Source organism: Blautia sp. JLR.GB0024 (assembly GCF_037000545.1).
GTDB classification, from domain to species: Bacteria; Bacillota; Clostridia; order Lachnospirales; family Lachnospiraceae; genus Blautia; species Blautia celeris.
Genome location: NZ_JBANBF010000006.1, coordinates 1 through 17,839, shown reverse-complemented (window position 1 = coordinate 17,839; position 17,839 = coordinate 1). Strand labels below are relative to the sequence as shown.

Sequence of the window (17,839 nt, the reverse complement as noted above, 5' to 3'; positions counted from 1 at the left end):
ATCTCCCGGCCGCAGGGTTAAGTGGTGAAGAAGTTAGTGCGTGGAGAAATCCGCAGGGTGGCACTCATTAAGCGGTGGTGGGCAGAGTGTAAAATTCGGTTGGAAAATATATCCTTTTATCGTATAATAATGATGGAAGGAGCGACATCATGAATGATATTTTAGGAAGTATTACAAGACAGGATATATATAATATTGCAGTTCCGGTACTTATTTGCGTTATTGGTTGGTTATTGCCATTAATTAGGAACAATGAACCAAGGTTTGTAAAGAGATGGATGTGCAAGAAAGAGAAAAGTAATCGTGAGAGATATGGATATTTTTTCTTTGGAGTTATTGTAATCGGAATGATTTTTCACGTGATTGGAATTTTAATTGTATTTTCAGTGAACCTCATATTGGGGCAATTTTCAATTCTAATACCTACCGAATATGTGAAAGTCATTTTATCGGTTATTTGTGGTATTTGTATCCTGGTTTTCATGCTTAGTGTTCAAATGGATACTAAGAAAATTGAATTTCAGATGTTGAATAAATTTGCGAAACCAGTAGTAATATTCTTGTATTACACACCTTTTGTTTGTAGTATATGGTTATGGTGTTTGGCTTCTCACATTTCTAGCCCTGTTCTTAACATTATTATATATGTAGTGATTATTACATGTGAGATAATGCAATTTATAGTTTTTGATGATAATAAGACGTATAAATATCTTTGGATGAAAATGCATTTTAATGATGGAAGCGAAAAAGTGTTTCAAGTAGAATGTGTTAAGCAGCGCGGAAATTGGATTGTCGCAGAAGATTTAATACATTCTAGTGAGGTGCGATATAGAAGAGAGGATTTGGTTAAGGTGGAGTATTTTAATATTGGGGATGGTGGTTCAGATGCGAAATCTTCGTAAAAATCAACAGCTTCTACATTATGCAACCTACAGCGAAGAAATCAAAGTATACCAGCGTGACAAAAACGGAGAAATAGTTTACATAGAAATTGATGGGGAAAAAGTTCCGATTGAAATTGGTACGGCGACAGGCTATAACAAGCCTGTCGTTTTTTATGCCAACATTGCTATGTCTAGCGGTGAGGCAGAAGCAAGGGAATATGGCTACGATATTGGCTCATATCAGGCTGTTTTACTCACTTCGGACAAATCCTTGCCGATAACTGAAACAAGCCGAATTTGGCACACTACGGAGCCACAGATGAATGCTGACGGAACAGTGGATGGAGATAGTGCAGATTATTCAGTGTTGGCGGTGAAACCATCATTGAACAGCATTAAATATCTGCTGAAGAAATTACCGAAAGGGGGAAGTAATCATGGATAATTTCAAGAGTATCTATAAAATTCTTCGAGAATTAGAACGGAATATGGGGAATGAACAGTTTGAGATTTATCAAGTTTCTGCAGATAAACTGAAAATTCCTTATGAGAGATGGGAACAACTGCTTATTATGCTATTGGATAATGATTACATATCGGGGATAGTTGTCAGCCAGGATTTAGAAGATAAGTTCCGGCACATAGCAGAACCAATACAGCCGTATATCACGTTGAAAGGCTTAGAATATCTGGCCAACAATACTTTCATGGAAAAAGCGAAGGAAGTGTTAAGGTTGGCCGGGGAAATTCTTTGAGGTGTAGGCATGGCAAAAAAATATCCTTCGGTTTATCCGTCCGAGAAATTCAAAATGCCATTAAAGAGGTCGAGCAGTACCGGGGTGACCTTAACCGCAAAACAGAGGAATTATGCCGGCGGCTGACTGCTGAAGGAATTATCATTGCCAATGCCAATATTGGCAGTAGTGGCTTCGGAAAGTATATTCACTTGGGTTCTGAAATCACTCCACAGCAGGCAGGATGCAAGGCTGTTTTCTACATGGAGAACAGCAGCAAGATTGTGAGTGAGTGGCAGGCGTTGGAGGGTGTGAAGAGTGCGGAGGTATCTCCCTGCCTCATGCTTGAGTTCGGGGCGGGAATGAAAGCCGAGAATCCAGCCAATATACCGGGCGTAGGAACTGGAACATTCTCCGGCGGCACACATGGCAATGAGCCGGGCTGGTACTACATGGACTTACAAGGTGAGTGGCACTATTCAAGCGGTACTGTACCGAAAATGCCAATGTATTTTGCTGGGAAAGAGTTGAGGGATAAGGTTGTGGCGATTGCTAGAGATGTATTTAAGTAGTTTCGCTTGGAAAGTAATTCCTTTTGCTGTATAATAATAGTGAAAGGAGGAAAGTACATGGAAATTAAAAAGAAGCCATCTGGTTGCACATATCAATGGGAGTGTAAGTATTGTGGAAAAACAACTAGAGCGGCTAATAAACCTAGTGGGACTAGTTTCAGTAAATGCGAGAAAAGCCCTGATAAAACACACGAGTTTTTCCTATCGGGCAATTAATAAAAAAGAGAGGTTAACCCCTCTCTTTTTTATACGCAGATTTAGGAGACAGAATATGAAATATAGAAAGAAGCCAGTAGTAATCGAAGCGGTTCAATGGACTGGATTGAATTTGGATGAAATCAAAAAGTTTGTTGGGAAAGATTTGCAATATGACATTATTGATACTGCATGGGAAGTCGGAAAGGGTGCTCCTTATGTCATTATAAAAATTCATACGCTCAAATGTGACCATGAATGCACCAAAGGCGATTATATCATCAAGGGTGTAAATGGAGAGTTCAACACTTGCAAGCCGGATGTGTTTGCAAAAACTTATGAGGCGGTTGAGTAATGGCTGGATTTAACTGGAATGAATTTTACACGGTATTCAAGGTTAAACTGGAAAAAGCGGTCAAGTGCACCGTGGGGCGTTATGTGACACCCAAGGAAAGCCAGTTCCCTTATGTGGATCTGTCCATTGGTGATAATTCCGGCGGAAACTATGATTTGGAAGGAAAAGAGGGTTCGCAGAACCCCATGCTTGTTGTCTCAGTCTATTCCACTGGTTCCCTGGCGGATGCTATTTGCGAGCAGATTAGCCAGGTGGCGAAGAGACTCATGCTGTCTTATGGATTTCAGTGCCACGGGGGACCGATACCAGTCATAAATGCTGTAGACCCCAATATTAAAAGGTGGGTAGGCAGATATCAGCGTATATTTGCTGATGCAGATACAATTTAAATAAGGGAAATCAACGTCCCTAGCATATAGAAACAAAAAATTGAGGGCCTGAGATGGCTCTTATTTTTATGCACCGGCTGCCGATAGATGGCAGTCGCTGACCCCTCAAAGCTATGGGGTAGAAAGGATGGAAAATGGCAATTTCGAGTTATAATGCAAAGTTGATGAAAGGTGCTGGAAGCGGAGATTCAATTACATGGACACCGCTTCTTCCGGTAAAGACTACACCGCAGATTGGCGGTGCCCCGGAACAGTTGGAAACAACAACTCTGGATGATAACATGCAGACGTATATCAATGGAATCCAGGCTTCGGAAGCAATGGAGTTCACTGCAAATTATGACAGTACCCAGTATGATACACTGAAAGAATTAGAAGGTAAAACAACCCCTTATGCTGTATGGTTTGGAAATGACGGCGATGGCGCTGAAGGAAAATATAAATTCGAGGGCCAGTTATCAGTTTATATTAACGAGACAGAGGTCAATGGTGTGGTTGAAATGACTATCAGCATTACACCGGGTACACCCATCACAAAAGATAAAGCATGACACGAAATCTGGGCGGCTCAATGTCGCCCTTTGTTTGATATAAGAAAGGAATCTGAGATATGGTTTTAAAAATTGGTGAAAAAGATTATAAACTGGAATACACATTTGAGGCAGCGCTGAATGAGGAATGTATAGAGAAAACAATCAGTATGTTTGGCGGTATGGCAGATGCCAGCAAAAATATGAATAATAAGGATATGCTGAAGGAAATCGCATCTATGCCCAAAACCGTTGTGTCGTTGTTCTATGCCGGCCTATTAGAACATAATCCGGTGGAAACGGAGAATGATGCTAAAGCACTGCTGAAACAGTATTTTAAAGAAAACTATGAAGCAAAGGATGCTAATTTCTACGGAATGGCAACGGCTATTATCGGCCAGATGGAGGAAGACGGTTTTTTCAAACAGATCGGCCTGGTGAAACCGGAAGAGGAGGAACAGGACGAGGAGGAGCAGAAGATTCCGCAGGATCACAAGAAAAAGACCGCAATGAAAAAAGCTACAGAAGCATAATCTTAGAAGAACATCTTCCGTGGGCATTAACCTATGGTGTTCCTTATGAATTGTTCTGGCATCTGAACCCTGCAAAGGTGAAGCCGTTCAAATTGGCTTATGAGCACCAATTAGAGCGGGATAATCAAAACGCATGGAATCAGGGACGATATATTAAGGCTGCTGTGTGCAGTGTGTTTTTTGGAAAGAAAGCAAAGTACCCGGATAAGCCGTTTGGCACAGCGGAGGAAGCAAAGGAGGCTACCAGAGAATCGGCAGAGATTGCAGCCAAGAAATTTGATGCGTGGACAAAGATTTATAATGAGAGATTTAAAAAAGATGATGCGGAATTATCGCTGAAGTAGTATAATATAAATAAAGGAAGGCGGTGATTCCATGTCATTAATCAAATGTCCCGAATGTGGTAAAGATATATCTGATAAAGCGGAAAGTTGCCCTAACTGTGGCTGTCCGTCAAGTGAGTTTAAGAAACCGAACGCACCGGAAGATACACGGTCTGAATTGGATAGGATTGCGGATGAGATTTTTTGGAATGCGCCTGTCGATATTGTTGGATGTGCTAAACATCTATCAAGAGATACTGGGATACCGGTTCGCGAGGCACGCCAAATGATGATTACACGCAATACAGAATGGAAAAAGGGCAAGAAGAGCGGTAAGTATTCAGATACGGAATATTGTCCGTATTGTGCATCACGGAATATTGAATATTTTCACAAGCCAGGAATTATCATGACGAGGCAGTCTTCTGCATTTAAAAGTATGTTGATTAGTAGCCAAACAGATGGAATTGACATGATGCATTGCCAACGTTGTGGAAGCAAATGGATACCAAAGCATAAAAGAGAAGAAATTAAAACATGAAGGGCGGTAATCCCTAGCATTGTTTACGTGTCATGAGTGTGGGAAATAGTGGAAAATTTAAAGTTTGGTTATTATTTTGATTTACAAGTCACAAACGATAGAAAAGGGCTTTAGACTATGGGTGTCTTATTAGGTGTTTTGGATTTTATATGTTTAATATTAATTTGCGCATCAATTATATGTTTTGTTGTTTCCGTGTTGAAAAAGAAAAGTAAAAAGGTTCCTATTATTACATTTGTAACATCATTTGCGCTTTTGATTGTTTTTACCTTTATAGCGGTGACATTTTTTCCCGTAAGTGATAAGACTACGGAAGTAAAAACATCTGAAGAAGTCAGTGCTAATAATATTACAGAGAAGAAAAAACAAGATAATGTAGAGAATAATGATAAAAATGCACAGAAACAGAGTAAGAACGAAAAGGAGAATGATAAACATAAGCAGGAACCTGCAAAGAAGCAGGAGCCTACAAAAGACACAGCGTTGAATGAACAAGAGAAAAAACATGAGCCTGCGGATGTGCAGCAATCCCCAGTCCAAGAGCCGGAACCACCATCAGAGGACGAAGCTATAGAAACAGAGCCTTCTGTTAATGAAGAAAAAACGCAAGAAAACGAAAAATCACAAGAAGTCGATGTGTCGTCTTTATCAGAAGATGAATACAAAAATATGTGTGAAATATTATGGTATGACGAGATTTTCTTCTCTAAAGATAGTCTGGAAGGGAAGTATGTTAGATTAGATTTATTTGTAGAAGAGTGGAGATTTTTCAATAACAAAGCTGCTTATGATGTGTTTGCCACCGATTTTATAAATAAATACAATTTACAGAGAGAATTCTATAAATGCGGAGTGCAGCGTGAAAATGAGAATTCGTACGTTGGTGGACAGATAACTATGTATTTTACTAATGACAATGGATATTCTGCTTCAGACATGACGGAAGGAGATCACTTAATAGCGTACGGTGAAATAATTGAATATTCCACATTGACTGTTGATGGATATAATTCTTGTAGTTTTTTACCCAAATATATTGAGAATAATGGACAATAGAATCAAAATGAACCCCGCCTGGTTTTCCATGCGGGGCATTTATATTGTGTGAACATCTGTCGCTATGGCAGGTGTTCTTTTTTACTAAAAACCGGTTATCAGATTAGTGATAGCCGCTGACCATGAACAATTATTGGAAGAGGTGAGAAGTTGGGAACCGAAATAGATAGGCTGGAGATACAGGTTGAAGCGCAGGCGGCATCTGCCAATAAGCAGTTAGATGTTTTGATCGCAAAACTGAATAGTGTTTCAAAATCCATGTCAGGGATCAATGGCGGCGGGATGAAACAGTTTGCTGAGGGAATGAACCGCATCACTGCCGCATCTAAAACGCTGGCTTCCGTAAAAGCGTCAGATATCAACAGGGTGGTATCGCATTTACATAAGCTTTCGACTGTTAATTCAGGCAATATGTTCAATGTTGGAAATGCTTTAAAGAATTTTACCTCTGGATTATCGGGTATATCTGGCGTAAATATTTCAAGCATAGCGCAAATGACCAACAGCATCGCCGGATTGTCTAAGTTTGGGAATAAGGGAGTGCAGACGGCTATTACAAGCATGCCGCAGATAGCCAGGGCTATAAATGAAATGGTGGCGGCACTGAATGGGCAGATAGGCAATAATGGGGCCGTGGCACAGCTGACATCCGTAGCAACCGCGGTGAGTATGTTTGGACAGAAGCGAATCCAGGCGGCCATGACTATGATGCCACAATTGGCAACGGCGTTGAAAGCATTCATGGATACGTTGTCAAAAGCACCAAGCGTCTCGAATAATCTGATCCAGATGACCAATGCCCTGACGAACCTAGCTTCCTGTGGAGCAAAGGCAAAATCAGCCACTAGTGCAATCACAAGTATGGTTTCCGCATCCGCGACGGCAAAGACAAAAGTACAAGGGTTATCTACCAGTACTTATGCATTGGCCTTTAATATGGGAGCATCCAAAGTGTCATTGAAAGGTTTTTCAACTACCCTCACTAATGTCTCAACGAAGATTGGGCTGACCGCTGTCAGGACCAAAAGTTTGTCACAGGTTTTTCGTTCTTTTTATGCTACGTTGTACCCGATCATTCGGGGGATAAAGCTTTTCGGGAAAACTGTTGAGAAGTCAATGGACTACATAGAGACGTACAACTACTACTCTGTCATCATGGACAAGATAGGAAGTGAGTTTGGCAGTAATTTCGCTCAGTTTGGTTATGACAGTGCAGATGCTTATGTAAATTCTTTTAGCGGCAGGCTAAATGGATTAACAGAAAAAATGTCTGGGTTTAAAGTTGGAGAGGATGGAATTCTATCATTTGCAGATAATAAGAATTTAGGCCTTGATCCAGAACAGTTGATGCAGTATCAGGCAAATATTTCTGCTGTAACAAACTCTGTAGGGCTGGTAGGAGAGACGAGTATAAATGCAAGCAAGGCATTGTCAATGCTGGCTGCCGACATGTCTTCTTTAAAAAATATTGATATGCAGACAGTTATGACAAACTTTTCATCCGGTCTTATTGGTCAGTCCAGAGCCCTATACAAATACGGTATTGACATTACCAATGCTACGCTGCAGACATATGCGTATAAATACGGGATTGAGACAGCACTGCAGGAGATGACGCAGGCTGACAAGATGCAGTTAAGACTTTTAGCAATACTTGACCAGTCAAAGGTTGCCTGGGGAGATCAGGCAAACACCATCAATTCTGTTGCGAACCAGTATCGTATTTTTAAGCAGCAGATAAGCAATGTCGCACGTGCAATTGGAAATCTGCTCATGCCGGCTTTACAGGTGATATTACCAGTCGTTAATGGTGTACTCATGGCATTCCAAAAGCTTGTTGTATTTGTTGGAAAACTATTTGGTATAGACTATTCAAAAATCATGGATGGCATTAGCGGTGGATACTCTGGTGCGGATGATGTAATTGGCGATTTGGTCGATGATACTGACAGCGTTGCCGATGCCGCAGACGGAGCGGCTGACAATACGGATAACATAGGAGGCTCCATAGACGATGCTAGTGATAAGGCTAAAAAGCTAAAAAATGCCCTCTTGGGAATAGATGAGATCAATAAGTTGCCAGATAATAGTGATCCCGTTGATAGTTCTGATTCTGGTTCCGGTAAAAATACGGGAATTGGAGAAAGCGGAGGGGCAGGTGGGATTGACCTTTCGGGAGCCATTGCAGACGCGCTGGCGAATTATGAGAGTATCTGGGATAAAGCCCTCGAAAATTCCGTAAATAAAGCGCAGGGATACGCCGACAGAATCACTTCAGTATTTAGTAACATGTGGGGAATGATCAAGTCTGGTGACTATGAAGGCCTGGGAGAATATATTGCAAGTGGAGTTGATTCTGTATTCGAGAAGATCAACTCCGTTTTTAATTGGGAAAGATTAGGGCCTGGAATAACTGAATTTGTAAATGGTTACACCAGAACAGTTAATAGTCTAGTTGATAATATTAATTGGACGCAGATTGGAAACACCATTGGCGAGGGAGTAAATATCATAACCAATACGCTATATCTATATTTTTCAGGGATTGATTGGGTAAATATAGGAAACTCGCTTGCTACAGGTCTTAACGGCATAATTGATTCCATTGATTGGGATATTCTCGGTCGGACGATAGGCGTTTGGATCATGAAAATCCCAAAGATAATTTATGGATTTGTGACCACTCTTAACTGGAACAGTCTTGGAACATATATTGGAAGTGCTCTTAATGGTGCATTAAAAGAGGTTGACGGCAAGATGATAGCCGAAGGTATCAACGGTCTGGTAAATGGCATTCTGACAACCATAAAATCGTTTATCAAAGAAGTGAGTTGGGACGATGTAGCAAAGACGATAGGTGATGTACTTGGTAATTTGGACTGGGGGACTTTAGCAAAAGTCGGACTGGCTTTTGGGGCTGCAAAGTTAATCAGTGGATTTGCCGGTTTAATTAAAGAGGGCCTTATAAAGGGATTAACAGATACGATTGGACACGGGGTTGAAGTAGCCGTTGCTAAAATTGGGCTTAAATTGACCACAGGTGTGTTTAAAGTAGTTACAGATGATGGAACGGTTGTTACAGGATTTAAAGCACTTGGATTGAGAATAGCATCGGCTTTTTCTGGTGCAATTGGAAAAATATCTTTTTCCGATATAATAGCAACGCTTGGAACCAAATTAAGCGGAATTACAGGTGTCTTTAAATTATTAGGAACAGATATTGGAGCAGCTTTTTCATCAGGGGGTATATTTTCAGCCATCCAGACAGGTTTTAGCGGATTACTTGGCATAATTAACCCTTGGGGATTGGTAATAGGAGCAGCTATTGCAGGAATTATAGCTATTTTCTGCAACTGGGATAAAGTAAAGGAATTCTTTACTGTGACCTTACCAACGTGGTGGAATGAAACTGTGATTCCATGGATTGAAGGATTGCCAGAGTTCTTCACTGAATTACCGAGTAAGATTTATGAAAAAATCATTACCCTCAAAGAAAAGTTTATTGAATGGGCTGCAACGATTTGGGAAACTGTCTCAACAAAAGTCCAGGAGATCCGGGATGGAATTGTTAATTTCTTTGCTGAATTACCAGGAAAGATAGGGTATGCAATAGGGTTCACATTGGGTAAATTGGCTTCATGGTGGATAGAGATCATTGTGTGGGCCACAGAGAATATCCCAATGATAATTGAAAACATTGTCACATTCTTTGCTGAATTACCCGGGAAAATCTGGGATGCTATTATTTCTGCCAAGGATAAATTCGTAGAATGGGCGGGAAATATATGGAGCTATCTGTCGACAAAGGTTCCAGAGATAATTAATAATGTTGTGGGATTCTTCGCTGCACTGCCAGGTAAAATATGGGATGGCATTAAATCTGCTGTAGGTAAAGTTGGGGAATGGTGCAAGAATCTGTATAACAAGGTAAAAGAAGAAGTGCCCAAAATAACCAATAAAGTTATTGATTTTTTCAAAGTATTACCTGGCAAGATTCTCGATATCGGAAAAAACATTGTATCAGGATTTATTGATGGTATTCAGGAAAAATGGGAATCCGCTAAAAAAGGAGTCGGAGATTTTGTAGATGGTATAGTAAGAGGTTTCAAAGATGGATTTGACGTACACAGTCCAAGTAGAGTTATGTCGGGCATTGGTGAAAACGTTGCGGCAGGCCTTAAAAACGGGATTGACGGTAGTTCTTCAGATGTATTAAAGGTGATGGATAAGCTTGGTGACAATTTAAGAAATTCCATTAGTCAGTCGCTTGGAGATATGGAAGAACGAACGGCCCGCATGATGCAGAATCTCAAAGATGAATTCAGTAGAACTGTGAATGAGGCTGATATAAGTGCCGGAAATATTATTGGAGCGTTTTCGGGGTTGCATATCCCCATACCACATCTTTCTGTTAGTTGGGATAATTGGGATCTCGGACCGGTATCATTTTCCGTGCCTAATTTTGATATTGACTGGTACGCCAACGGCGGCTTCCCTGAATTGGGGGAACTTTTCATAGCCAGAGAATCGGGACCAGAGATGGTAGGCAGCATGGCGGGCAGGCCTGCCGTTGCCAATAATGACCAGATTGTAGAAGGCATTAGTAGCGCCGTGTATCCTGCGGTCAAACAGGCGGTGGCAGAAGCTATCATCATGACATCGAGTACAGCTTCCGGAAATGAGCAGGCTCCAATCATTGAGGTTACTATACAGGAAGATTGTGAAACTACTTATAAGAGAGTATTAAAGGGCGAGAAAAAATATAAGGGACGCTATGAAGCGGTCATAGCGATTTGAGGAGGTGTCTGATGTGATAAAGGTAAACGGTGTCACGATAAAGACACCTTCTAGTATGACATGGGGCCTGCAGGATGTGTCGGATGCGGCGGCAGGACGAACAGATGACGCAGTGATGCATAAGAATCGAATCGCGCAGAAAGTTAAGCTGTCTCTATCGTGGAACAATCCCACCAGAGAGGAGGCAGCCGCTATCCTGCAGACATTTAACCCTGAATACATTATGGTCACTTACCCGGATGCTATGAGCGGCTTAAATGAGACCCGCGAGTTTTATGTTGGTGACCGTTCAGCGCCTGTGAAAATATGGACAATCAGCAATAAACGATACTCACAGATATCGTTCGATATTATAGAGAGGTAGCGGCATGATAAATACAAGCACAGAATTTCAGCAGGCGCACTTGAAAAATAGTGTGTGTATCACAAAGGCCACCATCCTCTTGAAAGACGGCACTCTACTGCAGATAGACAGCCCCCAGATATCCCAGGGTGCCACGAAAATAGATGATGGGGTGACCGGTTCAAATAAATTTGATATTGGCGCGGCAATCACAAATAAACTGACATTGAGCTTAAACAACCGATACGATGAGTTTTCGGATTATGATTTTACGGATGCGGTTGTAACGGTGTGGGTGGGCAAACAGTTGTCTGACCGGATGGAGTGGCTAAAAAAGGGCGTCTACAACACAGATGACCCTACAGCAACTCCGGCTATCTTGATGCTGGAGTGCCTGGACAACATGAGTAAATTTGATGCGGTCTACGACGGCGGCATAGGCTTCCCGTCCAGTCTGCAGTCCATCGTGCAGTATTGTTGTACCCGATGCGGCGTACTGCTGGTCAATGGGCAATTCCCGAACTACAGATATCAGATAAGTCATAACCCATTCACAGACACCACCAACATAACCTATCGCGCCATAATCGCCTACTGTGCCCTGCTGGCCGGATGTTATGCCCGGTGCAATGCGGATGGCAGGCTGGAGCTTAAGTGGTATGATACCAAAGCTTTTGACGAGATAATCGACGGCGGCATATTTGACGATACGACAGCGGCCAGCTATCAGACCGGTGCAGATCTGGATGGTGGTAACTTTACGGATTACTCCAGCGGCGATACCGCAGACGGCGGTACATTTACGGATGTGCTGTCATACCATCATATCTACAGCTTTTCGTCGTTGTCCGTGTCCACTGTGGACGTATTGATTACCGGTATCCGGGTGACCGCAGCCGACAGTGAGGACAGCGCCGGAAAAAAAATAGAAGGCGAGACTTATCTCTGTGGTGCCGAGGGATATGTGCTGGATGTATCCGGTAACCCTCTGATTGAGGCCGGCAAGGCAAAGGATGTTGCTGAGTATCTGGCAGGCCGTGTCGTGGGGATGCGGTTCAGGCCATTTTCGGCGTCTGCGATTGGTGACCCGTCCTGGGAGGCTGGAGATGCTGTAGTAATTACGGACCGCAAGGGAAATAGCTATCACACATATCTCACTAACATCACATACAGCACTGGTGGGTATGCGTCCATCAGTTGTGATGCGGAGCCGGCGGCCAGACATAGCGCGGACCGGTATGCTGAGATCAATAAAATCGTGTCGGATATCAAGAAGGACAGCCAACAAAAGCTCTATGAGTATGCAGACTATGTAAATCAGCTCAATAGCCTTGCAATCAATGCAATGGGGTACTATGAGACATCGGAGACGCAATCTGATGGCAGTGTGATTAATTACATGCATGATAAGCCGGTATTAAGTGAGAGCACCATTGTTTACAAGAAGACAATTGATGGTTTCTTTATCTCACGAGACGGCGGTAAGACTTATGTGGGTGGTATGGATAAGGATGCCAATATTGTTGCAAATGTGATTGCTGCTATAGGGATAAGCTTTGACTGGGCAAGTGGCGGTACGCTGACGCTTGGAGGTTCAAATAACACGCATGGACTACTATCTGTATTAGATGCGGATGGGAATGAATGTGCGAGTTTGAGCAAAGATAATTTTATATCATCAGGGAAAGTGGATTTCCTTGGAAAAACAAAGATTAAGATAGAAGGCGGAAATATAAGGGCATACCAGATTAAAGATAATTTCGAATATGAAATCTGGAAGACAGTATATTCATATGCGGTTTCGGGAAATAATGACCCTTATTCTTATATGATCTTCCAAAACGGAAAAGATTTTCATGCAATTCAATTTGGTGGATATTTATACGCAGAAAGACATGATGGCTCTTATCCAGCGTGTGTTAATACCTTTGAAGGAAGCACTGAAATCAAGGGAAGTTTGTTAGTCACTGGTACTAAATCTCGAATCGCGGAGACTGAGGATTATGATAGACGTCTCCTGTATTGCTATGAGACTCCAACGCCGTATTTTGGGGACATTGGCACTGGTAAGACTGACGAAGACGGCTTGTGTTATGTATCTATAGATGCTATTTTTTCTCAAACCATAAACGCAGAAGTAGAATATTCGGTTTTTCTTCAAAAAGAAGGGGCTGGAGATATTTGGGTAGAGTCGAAGGACTTTACCTTTTTTATCGTGAAGGGAACCCCTAATCTATCATTTTCGTGGGAATTAAAGGCAATCCAAAAGAACTACGAGCATTTGAGAATAGACGATTATGGTTTACAGGAGGCAATGGCTCCGATTGATGATACTGGGGAAATCATGAGTATATTTGAAGAAGAGCTGAAAAGTTATGACAGAGAAATGGAGGAACTGGCATATGAAAATTTTAAGATCATTTCAGGTGATCAATAGTGATAAAGAGAAAACTATATCAAGTATCTATAATGAGGCAGATGAAACAGGAAGCGTCACAAAGAGAAATGCACAGGACAGTTTTTATGCTATTGATCCAGAATTAAAAGCCGCTATAAGTGTAATTGAAAAGTATATTAACGAGAATAGACTGAACAGACTGGCAGGTGAGTGATCATGGCAATAACCAACAGAAATGGTCTGAAAGAGCAGTTTATCCCCTCAAAGTTATTACCTGGTGAACTTGCGATTGCGACCGATACGGGCAACGCCTGGTACTGTTACGGCGGTGGCAAGGTCATGTTGATGGCTACTGCCACGGACATAGAGACCCTGCGGCAGGAGGCCGGCAACTATCAGGAGGCTCAGCAAATCATCATTGACAAGATTCAGCAGGCGGTCAATAAAAATACCGCAGATATCATTGCCGATGAAAAAGCAATCCTGCAAAACCAGGGAGATATAGCCAGCCTGCAGGCAGGGCTAACGGCGGTCCGGCAGGAGATTGTCAAGATGAAAGATGAAGTCCTGGCCCAGATTGACCAGGACCTGGAGGCGGTGGAGAGTAAGGTTAATACCAACACCAAAAATATCGCAGATAGCACCCAGGCACTCAAACAACTTCAGGCCAGCATGTCCAATATATCAGGGGATGTGATTGACACCCAGAACGTAATCCGTAAGCTGCAGGACGACCAGACAGCCATGCAACTGCTTATCGGCGGCAAGATAGACGGTGCCTATGTAGAGGCCGGCTATCTCTACATGACCAGCAACAATGAGGTCGTGGTTGGCCCCCTTGGCCCATTTTCCGGCAGCGGAGGAGGCGGCGGTGGCGGCAGTAACAACGCCGTGCTGACTGTATCCAATACCAGCGGCTGGCTGAGTAAGTCCATTGCCTCCGGTGCGGCCTGTACTGTCAGTCTCACTTGGACATCTTTGGAGGATGAGTTATCAACCGGAAATGGTACGCTCAAGGTTACCATTAACGGCCTGGTCAAGACCACCCAGGATGTGGCCCAGGGTGCTGTGACCGTGGATATCAGTAAGTATCTGTCCACGGGCGCAAATATGGTCAAGGTCAATATAACCGACGTTTACGGCAACGGCAGGACCATCAACTACAGCGTGTCGGTGGTGGATGTCAGCGTGTCATCTACCTTTGATTCCAGCGTGCCTTACACAGGCCCGATTACCTACACCTACACTCCGGTGGGCAATGTCGCCAAGACCATGCATTTTGTGGTGGATGATAAGGAGCTGGGCACGGCCGATGTATCTGCATCCGGCCGGCAGCAATCCTATATTATCCCGGGACAGACACATGGAGCACATAGCCTGCTGGTATATTTTACGGCGACGGTGGATGGAGTTGAGATATCATCCAATGAGCTGTATTACGAGCTTATCTGCACGGTGGCGGGAGAGGACACCCCTATAATCACGAGCAGTTACCGTGGGGACACGGTGGAGCAGTATACATCCATTGTTATCCCGTACATGGCTTGCACTCCAGGGAGTATGCTGTCGACGGTCCATCTGATTGCCAATGGCATACAGGTGGCAGAACTTACCGTGGACCGTACGCAGCAGATTTGGACGTATCGGGCTTATACCGTGGGCGGCCTGACACTGGAGATTGTGTGTGGGACGGGACATAAGACAATTACTCTTACGGTTACGGAGAGCAGCATGGATATCGGGGCGGAGACGCAGGATTTGTCCCTGTACCTCTCCAGCTACGGTAGGAGTAATAACGAGGGGAATCCGGGAACATGGTCTTATGGAGATATCCAGGCTGTGTTTGCCGGATTTAACTTTGCGTCGGACGGCTGGCAGCTTGATCAGGATAATAACACAGTGCTGCGGGTATCCGGGGATGCCCGGTTGACGATACCGTACAAGGCATTTGCACAAGATTTTAGGACCGGTGGCAAGACTATCGAGCTGGAATTTGCGACCCGGGATGTCATGGATTATGACGCTGTGGTGGTGTCATGCATGTCTGGCAACAGAGGCTTTGAGCTGACAGCCCAGAAGGCTCTACTCCGGTCTGAGCAGTCCGAAATCTCCACACAGTACAAGGAGGACGAGCACGTACGAGTCTCCTTTGTCGTCGAAAAACGTGCCGAGAATCGCCTGATCTACTGTTATATCAATGGCGTTATGTCCGGCACTGTCCAGTACCCTACAGATGATGACTTTGCACAGACCATACCGGTGGACATCAGCGTAGGCAGTAATGACTGCACCATCGACCTGTACTGTATAAGGGTATATGACAATGACCTGACCAGACACCAGATGCTCAACAACTGGATCGCGGACACGCAGGACGTGGATACTATGCTGGAGAGATACCAGCACAACAATGTATTTGACGCATACGGCAGCATTGTGATCAGTCAGCTCCCAAAAGATTTACCTTATCTGGTACTGGAGGCACCGGAATTGCCTCAGTATAAGGGCGATAAAAAGACGGTCAGCGGATACTATGTGGACCCCTTGCATCCGGCAAAGGATTTTACATTTACCGGAGCGCAGGCAAACGTCCAAGGTACGTCATCACAGTATTACGCTCGCAAAAATTATAAGATTAACTTTAAAGGCGGGTTTACGCTGGCGGACGGAACAAAGACAGAAAATTATGTCATAAATGCGAGTGCCATACCCACCAACACTTTTACCTTTAAGGCAGATGTAGCCAGTTCTGAGGGCGCCAACAATGTGGAGCTGGTAAGGCTGTACAACGACGCCTGTCCATATAAGACGCCGCCGCAGTTGGCAGACGAGAAGATACGGCAAGGCATTGATGGATTTCCAATTGTCATGTTTTGGTCAAATGGCAACAGCACCATATTTTTAGGCAAATACAACTTTAATAATGACAAAGGGACTCCGGAGGTTTATGGCTTTGCGGCTGGGGACGAGAGCTGGGAAATTCTCAACAATACCAGCTCCAGAGTGCTCTGGAAATCAGCCGACTTTGTGGGTGAGGGCTGGTTGAGTGACTTTGAGGGCCGTTACCCAGATGGCAATACAGACCCGACACAGCTCAGCACCCTGTCAACATGGTTGGTCAGCACTGATCAGGCGGCCGCTACGGGAGCAGCGCTGGAGGCGCCGGTGACTTACGGAGGCGTGGAGTACACTGCAGATACTGCAGCATACAGGTTAGCCAAATTTAAGGCGGAGCTGCCTGATCACATTGAGGTGGACAGCGCCTGCTTTTATTATTTGTTTACCGAGTTATTTTTGATGGTGGACTCCCGGGCCAAGAACATGTTCCCAACAATCTTTGCAGGAGGTGATAGCAATGGGTAAGTGGTGCTTTTTACCATATGATTTCGATACGGCCATAGGCATTAATAATGAGGGTACATTGGCATTTTCCTACGAACTGGAGGACATCGACCAGGTGGCTGGTGCCGATGTGTTTAACGGGCAGCATAGCGTGCTCTGGGTCAATCTCCGGCAGGCTTACCAGGATGAGATTAAGGCAATGTATCAGGAGCTCCGGTCCAAAGGGTTATTATCCTATGAGGACACGGAGCGCAGATTTGAGGAGCACCAGGCGCGCTGGCCGGAAGCAATATTTAATGAGGATGCCTATTTTAAATATTTACAGCCGCTCATCGAGGACAACAGTGCCGCCTATCTCTCCATGCTGCAGGGGAGCAAGGCCGAGCAACGTAAGTGGTGGCTCTACAACCGGTATCGGTATCTGGACAGCAAGTATAACGCTGGGGATGCTCTGTCGGATGTCATCACAGTCAGGGGTTACGCCAAGGCTGATATCACGGTGACGCCGTATGCGGACATCTATGCATCAGTCAAGTATGGCTCATACCTGGTCCAGCAGAGGGCGTTGAGGGGTGCAAGTTATACCCTGGTGTGCCCCTTGGATAATGTAAATGATACCGAAATCTACATCTACAGTGCCAGTCAGCTCAAAGACGTGGGAGACCTGTCCGGTTTAATGGTGGGCTATGCGGAGTTTTCTCTGGCCACGAAGCTGCAGTCCCTGAAATTGGGGGATGCCAGTGCGGATTACAGCAATACCAACCTCACAGACTTGCACCTGGGCAACAACGTCCTCCTCCGAACCCTGGATGTGCGTAACTGCCCTAATCTCACACAGGCCGTG

General features: G+C 44.0%; 17 protein-coding genes. All 17 read left to right on the top strand.

From position 1 onward, the window contains the following. Positions 1–149 precede the first annotated feature (149 nt). Positions 150–905 carry a hypothetical protein gene (locus V8Q34_RS14680; protein WP_335835783.1) on the top strand — a complete coding sequence of 252 codons (756 nt, stop codon included), beginning with the start codon at positions 150–152 and terminating at the stop codon, positions 903–905. Next, complete coding sequence (locus tag V8Q34_RS14675) at positions 889–1,332, top strand: hypothetical protein (protein WP_335835782.1); 444 nt, start codon at positions 889–891, stop codon at positions 1,330–1,332. Before V8Q34_RS14680 ends, V8Q34_RS14675 begins: the two co-directional genes overlap by 17 nt. Continuing rightward, entirely contained in the window at positions 1,325–1,642 is a 318-nt protein-coding gene (locus V8Q34_RS14670; protein WP_335835781.1) for a YjcQ family protein, read from the top strand. The genes V8Q34_RS14675 and V8Q34_RS14670 overlap by 8 nt, the downstream gene beginning before the upstream one ends. Further along, positions 1,639–2,193, top strand: coding sequence for a hypothetical protein (locus V8Q34_RS14665; protein ID WP_335835780.1), 555 nt, complete (start codon positions 1,639–1,641; stop codon positions 2,191–2,193). Before V8Q34_RS14670 ends, V8Q34_RS14665 begins: the two co-directional genes overlap by 4 nt. Positions 2,194–2,305: 112 nt before the next feature. Further along, positions 2,306–2,743, top strand: a complete 438-nt coding sequence (locus V8Q34_RS14660; RefSeq protein ID WP_335835779.1) for a hypothetical protein — start codon at positions 2,306–2,308, stop codon at positions 2,741–2,743. Next, positions 2,743–3,132 carry a hypothetical protein gene (locus tag V8Q34_RS14655; RefSeq protein WP_335835778.1) on the top strand — a complete coding sequence of 130 codons (390 nt, stop codon included), beginning with the start codon at positions 2,743–2,745 and terminating at the stop codon, positions 3,130–3,132. Before V8Q34_RS14660 ends, V8Q34_RS14655 begins: the two co-directional genes overlap by 1 nt. Positions 3,133–3,266: 134 nt before the next feature. After that, entirely contained in the window at positions 3,267–3,683 is a 417-nt protein-coding gene (locus V8Q34_RS14650) for a phage tail protein (protein WP_335835777.1), read from the top strand. 59 nt (positions 3,684–3,742) lie between these two features. Continuing rightward, positions 3,743–4,195 (top strand): hypothetical protein, encoded by a 453-nt coding sequence (locus tag V8Q34_RS14645; RefSeq protein ID WP_335835776.1) that lies wholly within the window; start codon positions 3,743–3,745, stop codon positions 4,193–4,195. Between the two features lie 92 nt (positions 4,196–4,287). After that, entirely contained in the window at positions 4,288–4,539 is a 252-nt protein-coding gene (locus V8Q34_RS14640) for a hypothetical protein (protein ID WP_335835775.1), read from the top strand. Positions 4,540–4,570: 31 nt separating this feature from the next. Continuing rightward, positions 4,571–5,059, top strand: coding sequence for a hypothetical protein (locus V8Q34_RS14635; RefSeq protein ID WP_335835774.1), 489 nt, complete (start codon positions 4,571–4,573; stop codon positions 5,057–5,059). A 117-nt stretch (positions 5,060–5,176) separates the two neighbouring features. Beyond that, a complete protein-coding gene (locus V8Q34_RS14630) occupies positions 5,177–6,115 on the top strand; it encodes a hypothetical protein (RefSeq protein WP_335835773.1) in 939 nt (312 codons plus the stop codon). 150 nt (positions 6,116–6,265) lie between these two features. After that, on the top strand, positions 6,266–10,912 hold the full coding sequence (locus V8Q34_RS14625) for a phage tail protein (protein ID WP_335835772.1): 4,647 nt from the start codon (positions 6,266–6,268) through the stop codon (positions 10,910–10,912). A gap of 13 nt (positions 10,913–10,925) precedes the next feature. Then, positions 10,926–11,276: a DUF6711 family protein gene (locus V8Q34_RS14620; protein WP_335835771.1), complete on the top strand. Its 351-nt coding sequence runs from the start codon at positions 10,926–10,928 to the stop codon at positions 11,274–11,276. 4 nt (positions 11,277–11,280) lie between these two features. Then, positions 11,281–13,692: a hypothetical protein gene (locus V8Q34_RS14615; protein WP_335835770.1), complete on the top strand. Its 2,412-nt coding sequence runs from the start codon at positions 11,281–11,283 to the stop codon at positions 13,690–13,692. Next, a complete protein-coding gene (locus V8Q34_RS14610; protein WP_335835769.1) occupies positions 13,658–13,867 on the top strand; it encodes a hypothetical protein in 210 nt (69 codons plus the stop codon). Before V8Q34_RS14615 ends, V8Q34_RS14610 begins: the two co-directional genes overlap by 35 nt. Positions 13,868–13,869: 2 nt before the next feature. Next, complete coding sequence (locus V8Q34_RS14605) at positions 13,870–17,016, top strand: hypothetical protein (protein WP_335835768.1); 3,147 nt, start codon at positions 13,870–13,872, stop codon at positions 17,014–17,016. Then, the coding region (locus V8Q34_RS14600) for a hypothetical protein (protein ID WP_335835767.1) at positions 17,009–17,839 on the top strand (831 nt) is incomplete at its 3' end. The genes V8Q34_RS14605 and V8Q34_RS14600, both read left to right, overlap by 8 nt.